This is a genomic window from Escherichia sp. KCJ4928 (assembly GCF_004352695.1).
Taxonomy (GTDB): Bacteria; Pseudomonadota; Gammaproteobacteria; order Enterobacterales; family Enterobacteriaceae; genus ECMA0423.
In genome coordinates this window covers 1-19,552 of the sequence record NZ_SJWV01000073.1, presented here as the reverse complement: position 1 = coordinate 19,552, position 19,552 = coordinate 1, and the positions used below count along the sequence as shown (strand labels likewise).

At 45.2% G+C, this 19,552-nt stretch carries 14 protein-coding genes, 1 tRNA gene and 1 pseudogene; 9 read left to right on the top strand and 7 right to left on the bottom strand.

The window, feature by feature from the left end:
• The 3 genes from E0D98_RS12645 to yfdE all read left to right on the top strand — a co-directional run.
• Positions 1-432: thiamine pyrophosphate-dependent enzyme (locus tag E0D98_RS12645; protein ID WP_240723736.1), on the top strand; the 432-nt coding region annotated here is incomplete at its 5' end.
• 69 nt (positions 433-501) lie between these two features.
• A complete protein-coding gene (gene yfdV / locus E0D98_RS12640) occupies positions 502-1,446 on the top strand; it encodes a transporter YfdV (RefSeq protein WP_000955028.1) in 945 nt (314 codons plus the stop codon).
• Between the two features lie 73 nt (positions 1,447-1,519).
• Positions 1,520-2,665 carry a CoA:oxalate CoA-transferase gene (gene yfdE, locus E0D98_RS12635; RefSeq protein WP_118248225.1) on the top strand — a complete coding sequence of 382 codons (1,146 nt, stop codon included), beginning with the start codon at positions 1,520-1,522 and terminating at the stop codon, positions 2,663-2,665.
• A gap of 55 nt (positions 2,666-2,720) precedes the next feature.
• Here the strand turns inward: yfdE and evgS are convergent, their stop codons facing one another.
• Both evgS and evgA read right to left on the bottom strand, forming a co-directional pair.
• The gene (gene evgS, locus E0D98_RS12630) at positions 2,721-6,314 is read right to left on the bottom strand and encodes an acid-sensing system histidine kinase EvgS (RefSeq protein WP_001443604.1); all 3,594 of its coding nucleotides are present in this window, start codon (positions 6,312-6,314) and stop codon (positions 2,721-2,723) included.
• A gap of 4 nt (positions 6,315-6,318) precedes the next feature.
• Positions 6,319-6,933, bottom strand: a complete 615-nt coding sequence (gene evgA, locus E0D98_RS12625) for an acid-sensing system DNA-binding response regulator EvgA (protein ID WP_000991370.1) — start codon at positions 6,931-6,933, stop codon at positions 6,319-6,321.
• A 415-nt stretch (positions 6,934-7,348) separates the two neighbouring features.
• Between evgA and emrK the strand changes: the two genes are divergently transcribed.
• Positions 7,349-8,512: a multidrug efflux MFS transporter periplasmic adaptor subunit EmrK gene (gene emrK / locus E0D98_RS12620; protein ID WP_000435174.1), complete on the top strand. Its 1,164-nt coding sequence runs from the start codon at positions 7,349-7,351 to the stop codon at positions 8,510-8,512.
• Positions 8,512-10,050 (top strand): multidrug efflux MFS transporter permease subunit EmrY, encoded by a 1,539-nt coding sequence (gene emrY, locus E0D98_RS12615; RefSeq protein WP_001018714.1) that lies wholly within the window; start codon positions 8,512-8,514, stop codon positions 10,048-10,050. Before emrK ends, emrY begins: the two co-directional genes overlap by 1 nt.
• Before the next feature lie 107 nt (positions 10,051-10,157).
• Here the strand turns inward: emrY and dsdA are convergent, their stop codons facing one another.
• Positions 10,158-11,486 (bottom strand): D-serine ammonia-lyase, encoded by a 1,329-nt coding sequence (gene dsdA / locus E0D98_RS12610; RefSeq protein WP_000426426.1) that lies wholly within the window; start codon positions 11,484-11,486, stop codon positions 10,158-10,160.
• Positions 11,487-11,503: 17 nt separating this feature from the next.
• Positions 11,504-11,722, bottom strand: a pseudogene (locus E0D98_RS12605) (D-serine transporter DsdX); the annotation flags it as partial.
• 242 nt (positions 11,723-11,964) lie between these two features.
• Between E0D98_RS12605 and E0D98_RS12600 the strand changes: the two are divergent.
• Positions 11,965-12,960 carry a LacI family DNA-binding transcriptional regulator gene (locus tag E0D98_RS12600; protein ID WP_001315771.1) on the top strand — a complete coding sequence of 332 codons (996 nt, stop codon included), beginning with the start codon at positions 11,965-11,967 and terminating at the stop codon, positions 12,958-12,960.
• Positions 12,961-12,967: 7 nt separating this feature from the next.
• Here the strand turns inward: E0D98_RS12600 and cscA are convergent, their stop codons facing one another.
• A complete protein-coding gene (gene cscA, locus E0D98_RS12595; RefSeq protein WP_000194515.1) occupies positions 12,968-14,401 on the bottom strand; it encodes a sucrose-6-phosphate hydrolase in 1,434 nt (477 codons plus the stop codon).
• Positions 14,402-14,616: 215 nt separating this feature from the next.
• Here cscA and E0D98_RS12590 point away from each other — a divergent pair, with 215 nt between their 5' ends.
• Positions 14,617-15,531, top strand: a complete 915-nt coding sequence (locus tag E0D98_RS12590) for an aminoimidazole riboside kinase (RefSeq protein ID WP_131890672.1) — start codon at positions 14,617-14,619, stop codon at positions 15,529-15,531.
• Positions 15,532-15,602: 71 nt separating this feature from the next.
• Positions 15,603-16,850: an oligosaccharide MFS transporter gene (locus E0D98_RS12585; RefSeq protein ID WP_001197016.1), complete on the top strand. Its 1,248-nt coding sequence runs from the start codon at positions 15,603-15,605 to the stop codon at positions 16,848-16,850.
• Positions 16,851-17,290: 440 nt separating this feature from the next.
• Here the strand turns inward: E0D98_RS12585 and E0D98_RS12580 are convergent.
• Positions 17,291-17,365 (bottom strand) — tRNA-Arg (locus E0D98_RS12580).
• 75 nt (positions 17,366-17,440) lie between these two features.
• A complete protein-coding gene (locus E0D98_RS12575) occupies positions 17,441-18,373 on the bottom strand; it encodes a formate/nitrite transporter family protein (RefSeq protein ID WP_000368131.1) in 933 nt (310 codons plus the stop codon).
• 293 nt (positions 18,374-18,666) lie between these two features.
• Between E0D98_RS12575 and mlaA the strand changes: the two genes are divergently transcribed.
• Complete coding sequence (gene mlaA, locus E0D98_RS12570; protein WP_000776768.1) at positions 18,667-19,422, top strand: phospholipid-binding lipoprotein MlaA; 756 nt, start codon at positions 18,667-18,669, stop codon at positions 19,420-19,422.
• The last annotated feature ends 130 nt before the right edge of the window (positions 19,423-19,552 follow it).

Sequence of the window (19,552 nt, the reverse complement as noted above, 5' to 3'; positions counted from 1 at the left end):
GTCATGGGCATCGGTATGGGCTATGCCATCGGTGCTAGCGTGACTTCTGGTTCTCCGGTTGTCGCCATTGAAGGTGATAGTGCTTTTGGTTTCAGTGGGATGGAAATTGAAACGATTTGTCGATATAACCTGCCGGTGACGATCGTTATTTTTAATAATGGCGGCATCTACAGAGGAGACGGTGTTGATCTCAGTGGCGCTGGTGCACCATCACCAACGGATCTGTTGCACCATGCAAGGTATGACAAATTAATGGATGCGTTTCGTGGCGTTGGCTATAACGTCACCACGACAGATGAACTTCGTCATGCTTTAACCACCGGTATTCAGTCGCGCAAACCGACCATTATTAATGTGGTCATCGACCCTGCAGCAGGAACTGAAAGTGGCCATATTACCAAACTTAACCCAAAACAAGTCGCTGGTAATTAAATACTGACATCGTCTCCTCTTGCCAACTCATTATGCGATGGTGAGGGGACCCTTATCGGAAATACTATTATGCTAACATTTTTTATTGGCGATTTATTGCCTATTATCGTAATCATGCTGTTGGGTTATTTTAGCGGCAGACGAGAAACTTTTTCAGAAGATCAAGCCCGCGCATTTAATAAACTGGTATTAAACTACGCTCTTCCTGCGGCTCTATTTGTTTCTATTACCCGGGCAAACAGGGAAATGATTTTTGCGGACACTCGTCTGACCCTTGTATCACTTGTGGTTATTGTCGGATGTTTCTTTTTCTCCTGGTTTGGTTGCTACAAATTTTTTAAACGTACCCATGCAGAAGCAGCTGTATGTGCATTAATTGCGGGTTCACCTACCATTGGATTCCTGGGGTTTGCAGTTCTCGATCCTATTTATGGTGATTCCGTATCAACAGGTTTAGTGGTAGCAATTATTTCTATTATTGTTAACGCAATTACTATTCCTATTGGTCTGTATTTGCTGAATCCTTCCTCAGGAGCGGATGGTAAGAAGAATAGTAATCTGAGCGCATTAATTTCTGCGGCAAAGGAGCCAGTAGTATGGGCACCTGTTCTGGCAACGATCCTGGTGTTGGTTGGGGTAAAAATTCCGGCAGCATGGGACCCAACCTTTAATCTGATTGCGAAGGCTAACTCAGGGGTAGCGGTATTCGCTGCGGGGTTGACTCTGGCTGCACATAAATTCGAGTTCAGTGCCGAAATTGCTTATAACACCTTCCTGAAGCTGATTCTGATGCCACTGGCACTGCTTCTCGTTGGTATGGCATGTCATTTGAACAGCGAACATCTGCAGATGATGGTACTGGCAGGCGCATTACCGCCGGCATTCTCCGGAATCATTATTGCCAGCCGGTTTAATGTCTACACCCGTACTGGTACAGCGTCATTGGCTGTGAGCGTACTGGGCTTTGTCGTCACGGCTCCCTTGTGGATTTATGTCAGTCGACTGGTTTCATAATTAATCATGTTATTGATTTTACATAAATGCCGAAGTGTCTTTTCACCTTCGGCTTTTTTCAAGGCATAAGCAAATGACAAATAATGAAAGCAAAGGGCCGTTTGAAGGCTTATTAGTTATCGATATGACACATGTCCTTAATGGACCTTTCGGAACTCAACTTCTTTGTAATATGGGCGCAAGGGTAATTAAAGTTGAGCCGCCGGGTCATGGTGATGATACCCGCACATTTGGTCCCTATGTGGATGGACAGTCACTCTATTACAGTTTTATTAATCATGGCAAAGAGAGTGTGGTTCTTAATTTAAAGAATGATCACGATAAAAGTATATTTATAAATATGCTCAAACAAGCTGATGTATTAGCTGAGAATTTTCGCCCAGGTACAATGGAAAAACTGGGGTTTTCATGGGAAACGCTTCAAGAAATCAACCCGCGCCTCATATATGCTTCATCGTCAGGTTTCGGACATACCGGTCCGCTAAAAGATGCTCCTGCCTACGATACCATCATTCAGGCAATGAGCGGGATAATGATGGAAACAGGATATCCTGATGCTCCGCCAGTGCGCGTTGGTACCTCTCTTGCGGATCTATGCGGCGGTGTCTATTTATTCAGCGGAATAGTGAGTGCACTTTATGGCCGCGAAAAGAGCCAGAGAGGGGCGCATGTCGATATAGCGATGTTTGATGCCACGCTGAGTTTTCTGGAGCATGGTCTGATGGCATATATCGCAACTGGGAAGTCACCACAACGTCTGGGAAATCGCCATCCCTACATGGCACCTTTTGATGTTTTCAATACTCAGGATAAGCCGATTACGATTTGTTGTGGTAATGACAAGCTTTTTTCTGCGTTATGCCAGGCACTGGAGCTTACGGAACTGGTTAATGATCCCCGATTTAGCAGCAATATTTTACGCGTACAAAACCAGGCTATTCTTAAACAATATATTGAGCGGACGTTAAAAACGCAGGCAGCTGAAGTTTGGTTAGCCAGAATACATGAAGTTGGTGTACCCGTCGCGCCGTTATTAAGTGTGGCTGAGGCCATTAAATTGCCACAAACTCAGGCGAGAAATATGTTGATTGAAGCCGGGGGAATAATGATGCCGGGTAATCCGATAAAAATCAGCGGCTGCGCGGACCCGCATGTTATGCCGGGAGCGGCAACGCTCGACCAGCATGGGGAACAAATTCGCCAGGAGTTCTCATCATAAATGTAAGATGTGCTGGTAAATAGCTCCCACATTTGAACATTGTGGGAGCCGCTATTTAGTCATTTTTCTGACAGAAAACAGCAATCTCCTGGTCCAGCTCTGCAATGTGTTCTTTTACAGAGTTCAGCAACTGAAGAATTTCAGGCTTACTGTCATCTGAAACAGGTGTTATTTCTAACTGATGGCTAATATTAATCAACTTTTGCAAATTCAGGATGTTAGCCGCACCGTGGATGCGATGAATACACTGATGGAAAGTTCTGTTATCGCCAGCTTCTAGTGCTTGAAACGCAGCGGGTAGATCTTTATGCGTTTCATGCTGGAAAGTCATGAGAATCTCCTGCATCAGTTGTAGATCGTTCGCCGTATTATTTTTCAGGGCTTCGATATCAAGGTGGCGATACTGAGGTGCAATATGCGCAACCTGGTGTAACTGACTTAAATGTGTTTTCAGTACATCCAGGGTCAACGGTTTGAACAAACATAAGTTCATGCCGCAACTTAACCCTTTTTCACGTTCGTTAGCCTGTGCGTTGGCTGTAAGCCCCCAGATGGGTAAGGAAGAATTTTGCTCACGGAGTTTGCGAGTCAACTCAAAACCATCCATATTCGGCATATTAACGTCAGTAATAAGCAGATCATAATGTTGCATACTGACTTTGTGTAGCGCTTGCACACCATCAGTGGCTTCATCAACATCATATCCTAATAGATTTAGCTGGCGTTTGAGTAATAGCCTGTTGGTCGGATGATCATCCGCGATTAATATGCTCAACTTTTCAGGTAGTGTGATGGGGTGTTCTGCTTTTGCCTCGACAGTCGCCACTTGCTGGCTAATTTCTACCGGGATTGTGATCGTAAATGTTGTTCCTATGCCTGGATGACTTTCTAATGACAAATCGCCCTGCATATTTTTAATTAATTCTTTGCAGATCATTAAGCCTAAGCCAGATCCTGTTTGCTGGCGACCTGCACTTGTTTGGCTGTAGCGTTTAAAGAGTTGTTGTTGTTCTTCCTGCGATAATCCACTTCCAGAATCCATAATCGTCATTTTGATAACAGCGTGGTTGTCATCAATGTGAACCAGGGAGGTCGTAATTTTTACTGCCCCCTCGGTGGTAAATTTGAGAGCATTGCTCAGTAAATTTGATAAGACCTGCTTAAACGCCTGAGGGTCGATCTTAACCAGGTAATGATCAGGAAATGTACTGCTGCAACTTAATGCGATCGATTTGCTTGCAGCAATCGCACCGAAAGAGTGACAAGTGTTCTGGACTAAAGTAGGGATATCGACCCATTGTGGTTGAAGTTGATAGTTACCCGATTCAATTTTGTCGACATCAAGGATTTCACCAATTAAGCCGAGGAGTGATTGTCCGGTGGCGTAGGCAAGTGAAATCGCCTCCACCCGTTGCTCCTTGCTAAGACCAGAACCCGACAGAAGTTCCAGGAAGCCCATAATAGAGCTTATTGGTGTTCTTATTTCGTGACTCATCGTTGCCAGAAACTGACTTTTTGCTACGGTAGCCTTTATCGCTTTATTTTTTTCTACCTCGAGTGCATTAATTAGATCACGCGTTTCAGTAATATCTTGCCAACCACAAATATATACTGCATTGTCACTTGCAGGAAGATTGCATAATGTATGCCAGTGATTAATGCATCTTTTCTCGATGCCATTATCAATTTCAAATACCTGTGTGTATATTGTTCGATTTTCTTTCGTTTCTGCTGTGACTTCATGCGCATTAGAAAAAACATCTTTAAAGGGTGAGTCACTGTTTTCTAATGGTAACATTGCATTTTTGTAGTAATCCGCAGTGAAATAATGTTCAAAAGCACTATTATGACTAATGACATTACCTTGCCAGTTTACAACATAAGTTGGATTCGGTAAGGAATCCGAGAGTGCTTTTCGGAATGATATTTGGTTTTCTAAATCACCCTGAATGACTTTACGACGACGAACTGAGCGTAACAGGTAGAATCCCCATAAAAGGCTACTGCCAACTAATAAAACGGATAATGTCGTAACAATATAAAATTGCTCGCTATATAGGTCCCATGTGTCAATGGTCACATTGGGCATTTTAATCCATTTTTCCGTCAGGCGCAGAACTTCGCTTGGGGGAATTGCATTCAGTGCTTTATTAATAATATCCTTAAGTTCCGGTTCTCCGCGAGGAAAAGCGAACGAAAGCGATGCATTCGGAACGCCAGGAATAAGAAAATGATAAAGTTCATTAGGATAGTAATGATCGATCATGTAACGCGAATTTAACTGTGTCGCGACCAGAGCATCAAGTTCACCTTCCTTAACCTTGTGAAATGCAGCGCTGGCATTATCGACCTGTATCCATTCAACCTCCGGATACATCTCTTTTAATTGCGAATGCAGCTCATAATAATATGGAATGGCAACTTTCATTCCTTTTTTTAATGTTTGTTCACTGTCAGGTGCTTTTTGCATGACAAAAACGTATGGCGTTGTTATGAAAGCTTCTGCAAATGAAACATTATTTTCTCGATCTTCACTATAAATAGCGCCAGGTATTATATCCCATCCACCGGGGTTAAGCTGTGTTCCGGCATGGATATTGTGTGAAACGGTGATCGGAGAAAAATTTAAACCTGTTTGCAAGGTAATAATATTAAGAATATCCCCCATAACGCCCCGAACCGAGCCATTTTCATCCGTCATAGAATAGGGAGGAGAGTAAGGATTTTCCAGCACCTTTAAATCGGGATGTTGCTTAATCCACTGTTTTTCATGTTCAGTGAGTTCTAATGGTTTGTTCAGAAAGGCCAGGTTTCCTGTATCAAGCCAATTTTGTGAAACTTCATAGCGAACTTCATTTGTTAAAGCATCAACAAATCTATTGAGTACTTCATTAAGAATGACGGATTCTTTTCTGGTCAAGAAAAAATTATATTGACGCGGCGAGTTATAATATTTCACTACATTTAAGGAGTGAGTGAAATAGCGGGAAATCATACTGCTGGTAATGATGTTACTACCAATAAAGTAATCATTCTGTCCGGCTGATACGGATGCTAATGCCTGATATAAATTTGTAAAAGAGATAATTGTTGCTTTTGGAAACGATTGATGAATTACCTCGTCTGGGGGGTAATTTGCTACCCGAGCAATATTTACTGGTTTTGGTGAGGTAAGCGGTCGCATTGAGTCGTGAAGGGTGGTTACCAGCGCCGGAAAGGTAATTATCAATGGTTTGGTTGCAGCAATGTCACTATTAAGAGGCGGCGAAGTAACTAAATGTGATAACACTATATCGACTTCACCTTCTGCAAGCGCGTCCATTGCTTTTTGATGATCGGCGTATTCCCGGAGTGTTAATTTGATATTTAACGCTCTTTTTAAAAGATTTAAATAATCAGCATTAATACCACGAACCTGTTGCTGCGAATCGGTATGCAACAAGGTAGCCGTTTGGGACTTGTGTACTGCAATCACAAGATTTTTTTTGCTCGCTAACCAACGTAATTCCTTGTTGCTCAGACGTACTGGATCAAGTGTGACACGGTTGTTACTACTGATGCCACGATATTCGATGTAATCTTCGTCTGCGAAACTTATGGTCGACCAAAGACCACAACAGAGAAGAAAAAAATAGGGTAAAAACTTCATGTGATTAGCCGATTTTGTTACGTTGCGCGAATGTGTAAAGATCCATCAGTGATTTACATTCTAATTTTTCCATCAGGCGACTTTTATAAGTGCTGACAGTTTTGTTGCTGATGAACATTTTTTCAGCAATGTCATTATTATCCTTGCCATCAAGAATATACCGCATGACACTAATTTCTTGTTTCGATAAGGAGTCGAGTTTTTGCTGGTCGGACGTTAAACTTCCAACAAACCGGTTGAGAGAGAAGGGGAAATAGCAGTAGCCATTTTTTGCAGCTTCAATAGCCGCAATGATATTGTTCATGCCTTCTTTTTTACTCACGAATCCATTAGCGCCAGCATCAGCACAATGTTTCCCGTAAAAATGGTCATTTTTAGCGGAGACAATAATAATAATTCCGCTATATTGGCGCTTCCTCAGCGTTTCTAACACCTGGATACCGTTAACTCCGGGGATATCGACATCAATGATGACGATATCAGGCTTAAGTGTTTCCACCCGCTGAACGGCGCTTCCCCCTTCAGTCAACTCCGCTAAGATTTCAATATCGTTTTTGATCAATAAATTACGAATTGCTGCGATAGCAAGAGGATGGTCATCAATAATTATTGCGTTCATAGATTATTCCCTTTGCAATGAAGCATCTCCCTTCTCCCTGTAGTAATACAGACATAAGGCGTCATCTCATTTTCTCAATAAAAATAAGAAAATCTGAGCTTCCTTTAAGATAATTCGACAAGTATACCATATAAATAGTCGGCATAAATGAAATGTCAACAATAAAATCAGGGATTATACCGATGATTTATAGTTTCAAGTTAGCACTATAAGTCTTCTCACTAATCCTACAGGCGTAAGAATTGTATTGCAAAAGCCACGGTTTAGTCCTCTGTTGTTTTTTTTGCACCTCATTTAAATTAGGCCTCCAACGTTCCTGGGATAATGTGCAACACATGCACTGTGTTTGATATGAAGAATGAATGCTCTTTTCATTCAATTCATAAATTTCATCTATGAGAAATGAGAGATAATAGTGGAACAGATTAATTCAAATAAAAAACATTCTAACAGAAGAAAATACTTTTCTTTATTGGCGGTAGTTTTATTTATTGCGTTTTCAGGTGCCTATGCCTATTGGTCAATGGAATTAGAAGACATGATTAGTACAGATGACGCCTATGTCACGGGGAATGCAGATCCAATTTCTGCACAAGTCTCAGGTAGTGTCACTGTCGTTAATCATAAAGATACGAACTACGTTCGACAAGGTGACATTTTAGTTTCACTGGATAAAACTGATGCCACTATCGCACTCAATAAAGCTAAAAATAATCTGGCAAATATTGTTCGGCAAACGAATAAACTGTACTTACAGGATAAACAATACAGTGCCGAAGTCGCTTCAGCACGTATTCAGTATCAACAATCTTTAGAAGATTATAACCGTCGAGTACCGTTAGCGAAGCAGGGGGTTATTTCAAAAGAAACGCTGGAGCATACCAAAGATACGTTAATAAGTAGCAAAGCGGCACTGAATGCCGCTATCCAGGCTTATAAAGCGAATAAAGCTTTAGTAATGAACACACCATTAAACCGTCAGCCACAAGTCGTGGAAGCGGCGGATGCAACTAAAGAAGCCTGGTTGGCGCTTAAACGTACGGATATAAGGAGTCCGGTTACTGGCTATATTGCCCAGCGGAGTGTTCAGGTCGGCGAAACAGTGAGTCCCGGACAATCGTTAATGGCTGTCGTACCGGCACGTCAAATGTGGGTTAATGCCAACTTTAAAGAAACACAACTCACGGATGTACGGATTGGTCAATCAGTCAATATTATCAGCGATCTTTATGGTGAAAATGTTGTGTTTCATGGTCGGGTGACAGGGATCAATATGGGAACCGGCAATGCGTTCTCCTTATTACCTGCACAAAATGCGACAGGGAACTGGATCAAAATCGTTCAGCGTGTACCGGTTGAAGTTTCTCTTGATCCAAAAGAACTCATGGAACACCCCTTACGCATTGGTTTATCGATGACTGCAACTATTGATACGAAGAACGAAGACATTGCTGAGATGCCTGATCTGGCTTCAACCGTGACGTCCATGCCGGCTTATACCAGTAAGGCTTTAGTTATCGATACCAGTCCGATAGAAAAAGAAATTAGCAACATTATTTCGCATAATGGACAACTTTAATGGCAATCACTAAATCGACTCCGGCACCATTAACCGGTGGGACGTTATGGTGCGTTACTATTGCATTGTCATTAGCGACGTTTATGCAAATGTTGGATTCCACTATTTCTAACGTCGCAATACCGACAATATCTGGCTTTCTGGGAGCATCAACAGACGAAGGCACCTGGGTTATCACCTCGTTTGGCGTAGCAAATGCCATTGCGATCCCTGTTACCGGCAGGCTGGCACAAAGAATAGGCGAATTAAGGTTATTTTTACTTTCAGTCACTTTTTTTTCGCTGTCTTCCTTAATGTGTAGTTTATCGACCAATCTTGATGTGCTGATATTTTTTAGAGTCGTTCAGGGATTAATGGCGGGGCCGTTAATTCCACTGTCACAGAGTTTATTATTAAGGAATTATCCACCAGAAAAAAGAACATTTGCTCTGGCATTATGGTCAATGACCGTGATTATCGCTCCGATATGTGGGCCGATATTGGGCGGTTATATTTGCGATAACTTTAGCTGGGGTTGGATATTTTTAATCAATGTCCCTATGGGGATTATCGTCCTGACATTATGCTTAACCTTACTTAAAGGAAGAGAAACTGAAACTTCACCGGTCAAAATGAATCTACCAGGACTGACCCTGTTAGTGCTCGGTGTTGGTGGCTTGCAAATTATGCTTGATAAAGGGCGCGATCTGGATTGGTTCAACTCGAGTACAATAATAATATTAACAGTAGTATCAGTTATTTCTCTGATCTCTTTAGTCATTTGGGAGTCGACCTCAGAGAACCCGATTCTTGATCTCAGTTTGTTTAAGTCCCGTAACTTCACCATTGGTATTGTGAGTATCACATGCGCGTATTTATTTTACTCTGGAGCGATCGTCCTTATGCCGCAGTTACTCCAGGAAACGATGGGGTATAATGCGATATGGGCCGGACTTGCTTATGCGCCCATCGGCATCATGCCACTATTAATTTCACCTTTGATAGGACGTTATGGCAACAAAATAGACATGCGGTTGTTAGTGACATTTAGTTTTTTGATGTATGCGGTTTGCTATTACTGGCGTTCTGTGACATTTATGCCAACGATTGATTTTACAGGCATCATTTTGCCACAGTTTTTCCAGGGATTCGCCGTTGCCTGTTTCTTTTTACCCTTAACAACGATTTCGTTTTCAGGCTTGCCAGATAATAAATTTGCCAATGCCTCGAGTATGAGTAATTTTTTTCGTACCTTGTCAGGATCAGTTGGTACGTCGTTGACAATGACGCTGTGGGGACGACGCGAATCGTTACACCATAGTCAGTTGACAGCAACCATCGATCAATTTAACCCCGTGTTTAATTCATCGTCACAAATTATGGATAAATACTATGGTTCGCTTTCAGGAGTTCTTAATGAAATTAATAATGAAATAACCCAGCAGTCACTTTCTATTTCTGCAAATGAGATTTTCCGTATGGCGGCTATTGCTTTTATCTTACTTACGGTTTTGGTTTGGTTTGCGAAACCGCCGTTTACAGCGAAAGGCGTTGGGTGATGATAAAAGGAGGGGGTTATAGCGGGTAAGAGCGGGGATCTTAAGTCTGCGCCATCGGCAGCATCGCTCACCCAGGGAAAGGATTGCGATGCTGCGTTGAAACGTTATTAACGGCCTTTTGCCAGATATTGATTCATCTCTTCTTCCGGCACCATTCCACCTCCCGTCGCCCACACCAGATGAGTGGCATTACGCAATTGTTCTGCGCTGAAACCGTGCATCTGTTGGTAACTTACTGATGCACACACGCGCTGAGGTCCGGCCATACCCGCCAGTGCTGAAGGTTCAAGACGAATACCTTCTTCCTGCGCCAGCCAGCCAAGCATGTCATACATGGTTTGATCGCTAAGGGTATAGAAGCCATCCAGCAGACGCTCCATTGCCCGCCCGACAAAGCCTGATGCGCGACCAACTGCAAGGCCATCCGCTGCGGTAAGGTTGTCGATACCAATATCCTGAACAGAAATCTGATCGTGTAATCCTGTATGGACGCCTAACAACATACAAGGGGAGTGCGTTGGTTCGGCAAAAAAGCAGTGAACATGATCGCCAAACGCCAGTTTAAGTCCGAATGCGACGCCACCAGGACCACCGCCAACACCACACGGCAGATAGACAAACAGAGGGTTATCAGCATCGACGATACGACCTTGCTGGGCAAATTGCGCTTTAAGACGCTGGCCAGCGACGGAATACCCAAGGAACAACGTGCGGGAATTTTCGTCATCAATAAAGAAACAGTTCGGGTCAGACTGCGCTGCTTTACGTCCTTCCTCGACGGCAACACCATAATCTTGCTCATATTCCACGACCGTAACGCCATGGCTGCGCAGTTTCGCTTTTTTCCATGCCCGGGCATCAGCAGACATATGAACTGTCACCTTAAAGCCAATGCGGGCGCTCATAATGCCGATTGATAACCCCAGATTTCCGGTTGAGCCCACAGCAATGCTGTATTGGCTAAAGAACTGTTTAAACTCCGGAGAAAGCAGTTTGCTGTAGTCATCATCAAGCGTCAGCAACCCCGCTTCCAGAGCCAGTTTTTCTGCGTGTGCCAGGACTTCATAAATCCCGCCGCGTGCTTTTATGGAGCCGGAAATGGGCAAATGGCTATCTTTTTTCAGTAACAGTTGCCCGCTGATCGGTTGCTGATATTCTTTTTCCAGCCGTTTTTGCATAGCTGGAATGGCAACCAGTTCTGATTCAATAATCCCCCCAGTGGCAGCAGTTTCAGGAAATGCTTTTGCCAGATAGGGTGCAAAACGGGATAAGCGCGCATGGGCGTCCTGAACATCCTGTTCGGTCAGGCCAACATAAGGTAAACCTTCAGCCAATGAGGTCGTGCCAGGATTAAACCAGGTGGTTTCTTTAAGAGCAACCAGATCCTTTACCAACGGATACTGGGCGATGAGCGAGTTCATTTTAGCGTTTTCCATAGTACGTCTCTTTGCGCTTAGATGATAAATGACAGCAGGAATGTGCCCGCCAGAGCGACGACTGAAGCGATAAATGTCGCTGTCGTATAGTATTTAAATGTTTCATTGAGCGTAGCGCCGCAATATTGCTTCACTAGCCAGAAAAGCGAGTCCGTAACGATCGTGCAGCCAATTGCACCTGAACCGATAGCAATCGCAATAATTTCCGGGCTGATGTCGGGATACAGCGGCAGCACAATGATCCATATTTATATTTTCTTCTCCAGGTTGGCGATGCCAGTTGGCATGTTTTACTTACTTGCCTATATGGTTACTCGTTGGCGAGAACAGAGGCGGAATTGAGTACAATTATCCGGCAATTATTGTTATTTTTTATTGTATTGCCGTGTCGGGTGATAGGGCGTTGAGAATATCGTTGGATCTCGCCAGTGACGTCTGTTTCTGCTACAGTGCCCGTTTTACGGCAAACGGCTTGGGTATGGCTTCATTAAAGGATGTCGCACGCCTGGCGGGAGTGTCGATGATGACAGTCTCCCGGGTGATGCATAATGCAGAATCTGTGCGTCCTGCAACGCGTGACCGCGTATTGCAGGCAATCCAGACCCTGAATTATGTTCCTGATCTTTCCGCCCGTAAGATGCGCGCTCAAGGACGTAAGCCGTCGACTCTCGCCGTGCTGGCGCAGGACACGGCTACCACTCCTTTCTCTGTTGATATTCTGCTTGCCATTGAGCAAACCGCCAGCGAGTTCGGCTGGAATAGTTTTTTAATCAATATTTTTTCTGAAGATGACGCTGCCCGCGCGGCACGTCAGCTGCTTGCCCACCGTCCGGATGGCATTATCTATACTACAATGGGGCTGCGACATATCACGCTGCCTGAGTCTCTGTATGGTGAAAATATTGTATTGGCGAACTGTGTGGCGGATGACCCAGCGTTACCCAGTTATATCCCTGATGATTACACTGCACAATATGAATCAACACAGCATTTGCTCGCGGCGGGCTATCGTCAACCGTTATGCTTCTGGCTACCGGAAAGTGCGTTGGCAACAGGGTATCGTCGGCAGGGATTTGAGCAGGCCTGGCGTGATGCTGGACGAGATCTGGCTGAGGTGAAACAATTTCACATGGCAACAGGTGATGATCACTACACCGATCTCGCAAGTTTACTCAATGACCACTTCAAATCGGGCAAACCAGATTTTGATGTTCTGATATGTGGTAACGATCGCGCAGCCTTTGTGGCTTATCAGGTTCTTCTGGCGAAGGGGGTACGAATCCCGCAGGATGTCGCCGTAATGGGCTTTGATAATCTGGTTGGCGTCGGGCATCTGTTTTTACCGCCGCTGACCACAATTCAGCTTCCACATGACATTATCGGGCGGGAAGCTGCATTGCATATTATTGAAGGTCGTGAAGGGGGAAGAGTGACGCGGATCCCTTGCCCGCTGTTGATCCGTTGTTCCACCTGATATTATGTTAACCCAGTAGCCAGAGTGCTCCATGTTGCAGCACAGCCACTCCGTGGGAGGCATAAAGCGACAGTTCCCGTTCTTCTGGCTGCGGATAGATTCGACTACTCATCACCGCTTCCCCGTCGTTAATAAATACTTCCACGGATGATGTATCGATAAATATCCTTAGGGCGAGCGTGTCACGCTGCGGGAGGGGAATACTACGGTAGCCGTCTAAATTCTCGTGTGGGTAATACCGCCACAAAACAAGTCGCTCAGATTGGTTATCAATATACAGCCGCATTCCAGTGCCGAGCTGTAATCCGTAATGTTCGGCATCACTGTTCTTCAGCGCCCACTGCAACTGAATCTCAACTGCTTGCGCGTTTTCCTGCAAAACATATTTATTGCTGATTGTGCGGGGAGAGACAGATTGATGCTGCTGGCGTAACGACTCAGCTTCGTGTACCGGGCGTTGTAGAAGTTTGCCATTGCTCTCTGATAGCTCGCGCGCCAGCGTCATGCAGCCTGCCCATCCTTCACGTTTTGAGGGCATTGGCGATTCCCACATATCCATCCAGCCGATAACAATACGCCGACCATCCTTCGCTAAAAAGCTTTGTGGTGCATAAAAGTCATGCCCGTTATCAAGTTCAGTAAAATGCCCGGATTGTGCAAAAAGTCGTCCTGGCGACCACATTCCGGGTATTACGCCACTTTGAAAGCGATTTCGGTAACTGTATCCCTCGGCATTCATTCCCTGCGGGGAAAACATCAGATAATGCTGATCGCCAAGGCTGAAAAAGTCCGGACATTCCCACATATAGCTTTCACCCGCATCAGCGTGGGCCAGTACGCGATCGAAGGTCCATTCACGCAACGAACTGCCGCGATAAAGCAGGATCTGCCCCGTGTTGCCTGGATCTTTCGCCCCGACTACCATCCACCATGTGTCGGCTTCACGCCACACTTTAGGATCGCGGAAGTGCATGATTCCTTCTGGTGGAGTGAGGATCACACCCTGTTTCTCGAAATGAATACCATCCCGACTGGTAGCCAGACATTGTACTTCGCGAATTGCATCGTCATTACCTGCACCATCGAGCCAGACGTGTCCGGTGTAGATAAGTGAGAGGACACCATTGTCATCGACAGCACTACCTGAAAAACACCCGTCTTTGTCATTATCGTCTCCTGGCGCTAGCGCAATAGGCTCATGCTGCCAGTGGATCATATCGTCGCTGGTGGCATGTCCCCAGTGCATTGGTCCCCAGTGTTCGCTCATCGGGTGATGTTGATAAAACGCGTGATAACGATCGTTAAACCAGATCAGGCCGTTTGGATCGTTCATCCATCCGGCAGGTGGCGCGAGGTGAAAATGGGGATAGAAAGTGTTACCCCGGTGCTCATGAAGTTTTGCTAGTGCGTTTTGCGCCGCATGCAATCGAGATTGCGTCATTTTAATCATCCTGGTTAAGCAAATTTGGTGAATTGTTAACGTTAACTTTTATAAAAATATAGTCCCTTACTTTCATAAATGCGATGAATATCACAAATGTTAACGTTAACTATGACGTTTTGTGATCGAATATGCATGTTTTAGTAAATCCATGACGATTTTGCGAGAAAGAGGTTTATCACTATGCGTAACTCAGATGAATTTAAGGGAAAAAAATGTCAGCCAAAGTATGGGTTTTAGGGGATGCGGTCGTAGATCTCTTGCCAGAATCAGACGGGCGCCTACTGCCTTGTCCTGGCGGCGCGCCAGCTAACGTTGCGGTGGGAATCGCCAGATTAGGCGGAATAAGTGGATTTATAGGTCGGGTCGGTGATGATCCTTTTGGGGCGTTAATGCAAAGAACGCTGCTAACTGAGGGAGTCGATATCACGTATCTGAAGCAAGATGAATGGCACCGGACATCCACGGTGCTTGTCGATCTGAACGATCAAGGGGAACGTTCATTTACGTTTATGGTCCGCCCCAGTGCCGATCTTTTTTTAGAGACGACAGACTTGCCCTGCTGGCGACATGGCGAATGGTTACATCTCTGTTCAATTGCGTTGTCTGCCGAGCCTTCGCGTACCAGCGCATTTACTGCGATGACGGTGATCCGGCATGCCGGAGGTTTTGTCAGCTTCGATCCTAATATTCGTGAAGATCTATGGCAAGACGAGCATTTGCTCCGCTTGTGTTTGCGGCAGGCGCTACAACTGGCGGATGTCGTCAAGCTCTCGGAAGAAGAATGGCGACTTATCAGTGGAAAAACACAGAACGATCAGGATATATGCGCCCTGGCAAAAGAGTATGAGATCGCCATGCTGTTGGTGACTAAAGGTGCAGAAGGGGTGGTGGTCTGTTATCGAGGACAAGTTCACCATTTTGCTGGAATGTCTGTGAATTGTGTCGATAGCACGGGGGCGGGAGATGCGTTCGTTGCCGGGTTACTCACAGGTCTGTCCTCTACGGGATTATCTACAGATGAGAGAGAAATGCGACGAATTATCGATCTCGCTCAACGTTGCGGAGCGCTTGCAGTAACGGCGAAAGGGGCAATGACAGCGCTGCCATGTCGACAAGAACTGGAATAGTGAGAAGTAAACGGCGAAGTCGCTCTTATCTCTAAATAGGACGTGAATTTTTTAACGACAGGTAGGTAATTATGGCACTGAATATTCCATTCAGAAATGCGTACTATCGTTTTGCATCCAGTTACTCATTTCTCTTTTTTATTTCCTGGTCGCTGTGGTGGTCGTTATACGCTATTTGGCTGAAAGGACATCTAGGGTTGACAGGGACGGAATTAGGTACACTTTATTCGGTCAACCAGTTTACCAGCATTCTATTTATGATGTTCTACGGCATCGTTCAGGATAAACTCGGTCTGAAGAAACCGCTCATCTGGTGTATGAGTTTCATCCTGGTCTTGACCGGACCGTTTATGATTTACGTTTATGAACCGTTACTGCAAAGCAATTTTTCTGTAGGTCTAATTCTGGGGGCGCTCTTTTTTGGCCTGGGGTATCTGGCGGGATGCGGTTTGCTTGACAGCTTCACCGAAAAAATGGCGCGAAATTTTCATTTCGAATATGGAACAGCGCGCGCCTGGGGATCTTTTGGCTATGCTATTGGCGCGTTCTTTGCCGGCATATTTTTTAGTATCAGTCCCCATATCAACTTCTGGTTGGTCTCGCTATTTGGCGCTGTATTTATGATGATCAACATGTGTTTTAAAGATAAGGATCACCAGTGCGTAGCGGCGGATGCGGGAGGGGTAAAAAAAGAGGATTTTATCGCAGTTTTCAAGGATCGAAACTTCTGGGTTTTCGTCATATTTATTGTGGGGACGTGGTCTTTCTATAACATTTTTGATCAACAACTTTTTCCTGTCTTTTATGCAGGTTTATTCGAATCACACGATGTAGGAACGCGCCTGTATGGTTATCTCAACTCATTCCAGGTGGTACTCGAAGCGCTATGCATGGCGATTATTCCTTTCTTTGTGAATCGGGTAGGGCCAAAAAATGCATTACTTATCGGTGTTGTGATTATGGCGTTGCGTATCCTTTCCTGCGCGCTGTTCGTTAACCCCTGGATTATTTCATTAGTGAAGCTGTTACATGCTATTGAGGTTCCACTTTGTGTCATATCCGTCTTCAAATACAGCGTGGCAAATTTTGATAAGCGCCTGTCGTCGACGATCTTTCTGATTGGTTTTCAAATTGCCAGTTCGCTTGGGATTGTGCTGCTTTCAACGCCGACTGGGATACTCTTTGACCACGCAGGCTACCAGACAGTTTTCTTCGCAATTTCGGGTATTGTCTGCCTGATGTTGCTATTTGGCATTTTCTTCCTGAGTAAAAAACGCGAGCAAATAGTTATGGAAACGCCTGTACCTTCAGCAATATAGACGTAAACTTTTCCGGTTGTTGTCGATATCTCCCTATCCCTCAACCGGAAAATAATAATACTAAAGTGCTTAGCCCTGCTAATAATCACCTAATCCAAACGCCTCATTCATGTTCTGGTACAGTCGCTCAAATGTACTTCAGATGCGCGGTTCGCTGATTTCCAGGACATTGTCGTCATTCAGCGACCTGTCCCGTGTATCACGGTCCTGCGAATTCATCAAGGAATGCATTGCGGAGTGAAGTATCGAGTCACGCCATATTTCGCTATCAGGATTCTGTGTGATGGTTACATCGCCCGGCTCAGGGCTGTTTAGTCATCAGCGCTTTCTGACAGTGCTGAGATTTCAACCTGTTGCAGTAAAAATGAGTAGATATAAGGCAAGTGTGCTGCCAAACCCATCTTTTACGGGGGGAAGGTAGATTTCGTTTGAAGGGTATCTGGTGTCCCCTGCAGGAATCGAACCTGCAATTAGCCCTTAGGAGGGGCTCGTTATATCCATTTAACTAAGAGGACAATGCGGCATGAGTATACCCGCTAATGGACTGCGGGGTAAGTACGCTGCCGCTCGATTGCTTAAACCCTCGCCATTTATGCTGGGTTTTTATCATTTTTCTTAATATTTTCCGCACGTTCTGCTTTTTGGCGTGCTTCTGCTTTACGCTTGTTGCTCATGTCGTTACGAATCTGTGCATGACTCATTAACGCGAAGATAAAGGTGCCGCCGCAGATGTTCCCCGCTAAAGTAGGTAGTGCGAAGGGCCAGATGAAATCGCTCCAGTGCAGCGTGCCGTTAAACACCAGATAGAGGATTTCAACAGAACCGACAACGATGTGGGTGGTGTCACCCAGTGCAATAAGCCAGGTCATCAATATAATCACCACAATCTTTGCCGCACCCGCAGCAGGAAACATCCAAACCATAGTGGCGATCAGCCAGCCGGAAATGATCGCGTTGGCAAACATCTCGCTGGGGGTGTTCTTCATCACATCCATGCCGATTTTGACAAATGCATCGCGAGTTTCTTCATTGAAGATAGGCATATATTCAAATGCCCATGCAGCAATACCTGTCCCGAGAATATTACCCAGCAGCACGACGCCCCATAATCGCATAAGTAAGCCGACGTTGCTCATTGTCGGTTTTTGCATGACGGGTAGTACCGCAGTCACGGTGTTTTCGGTAAATAATTGCTGGCGGGCCATAATGACGATAATAAAACCAAAGGTATAACCGAGATTCTCCAGTAAGAAGCTGCCTGGCACTCCTTCCAGTTCGACATGAAATATCCCTTTTGCCAGTAGCGAAGCGCCCATCGACAGACCCGCCGCAATGGCTGACCACAGTAGCGCCATTGCGTCGCGTTCCAGCTCTTTTTCACCATCCTGGCGGATATGCTCATGAATTGCCATCGCCCGGGAGGGGAGTCGGTCTTCATCTATTTCTATTTTTTTGCCGCGCTCTTTTTCTTCGCTCTCAACTTCAATTTCGTCGCTGTGTTGATCAATTTTGTCGTTGTCCATGGTCTCTTCTCTTGAATTAGCACGTATAGCTAAAGCGTAGCGGCTTTTTTGCTCGCAACTGGCGGGAGTTACTCTGAAAATGTAGAAAAGGCTGCGTTTGCCTTTTTCTGTTTCTATAGAATCAAGTAGCCTACAGGGCGGCGATTACCAGGCTATGATCAAATCAGCAAATCAGGGCGTCTGGACATCAGTTGACGTGCTGTTACAATCGCCCACACCTAAACAGGCGGATACGGTATCGTTCCGTCATGGATGGCAAACTGCATAAGCCATAAAAAAACAGGGAGACATTTATGAAGCTTCGCCTGTCGGCGCTTGCTCTGGGAACTACGCTTCTGGTGGGGTGTGCGAGTTCCGGTACAGATCAGCAAGGGCGTTCTGACCCGTTAGAAGGGTTCAACCGCACCATGTACAACTTCAACTTCAACGTATTAGACCCGTATATTGTTCGACCGGTCGCTGTCGCCTGGCGTGATTATGTTCCGCAACCGGCGCGTAATGGTTTGAGCAACTTTACTGGCAACCTTGAAGAACCTGCGGTGATGGTTAACTACTTCTTGCAGGGCGACCCTTATCAGGGGATGGTCCACTTTACCCGCTTTTTCCTGAACACCATTTTGGGGATGGGCGGCTTTATTGATGTTGCAGGGATGGCGAACCCGAAACTGCAACGGACTGAACCTCACCGCTTCGGTAGTACGCTTGGTCATTATGGCGTGGGTTATGGGCCTTACGTTCAGTTACCGTTCTACGGTAGCTTCACGCTGCGTGATGACGGTGGTGATATGGCGGATGGTCTTTACCCGGTTCTTTCCTGGCTGACCTGGCCGATGTCTGTGGGTAAATGGACGCTTGAAGGGATCGAAACCCGCGCTCAGCTGCTGGATTCCGATGGTCTGCTGCGTCAGTCGTCCGATCCTTATATTATGGTGCGCGAAGCGTACTTCCAGCGTCATGATTTCATCGCTAATGGCGGCGAACTCAAACCGCAGGAAAATCCGAACGCACAAGCGATTCAGGATGATTTAAAAGATATTGATTCTGAATAAGAAACAAATAAAAAAGGTGAGTCGCAAAACTCACCTTTTTTGTTGTTATCCCTCAATTACCACAAGTAAAAGGAGATAAACCGACAATGACCCGGACGTAATGATGTAAAAATACTGATGTTCGTCACTG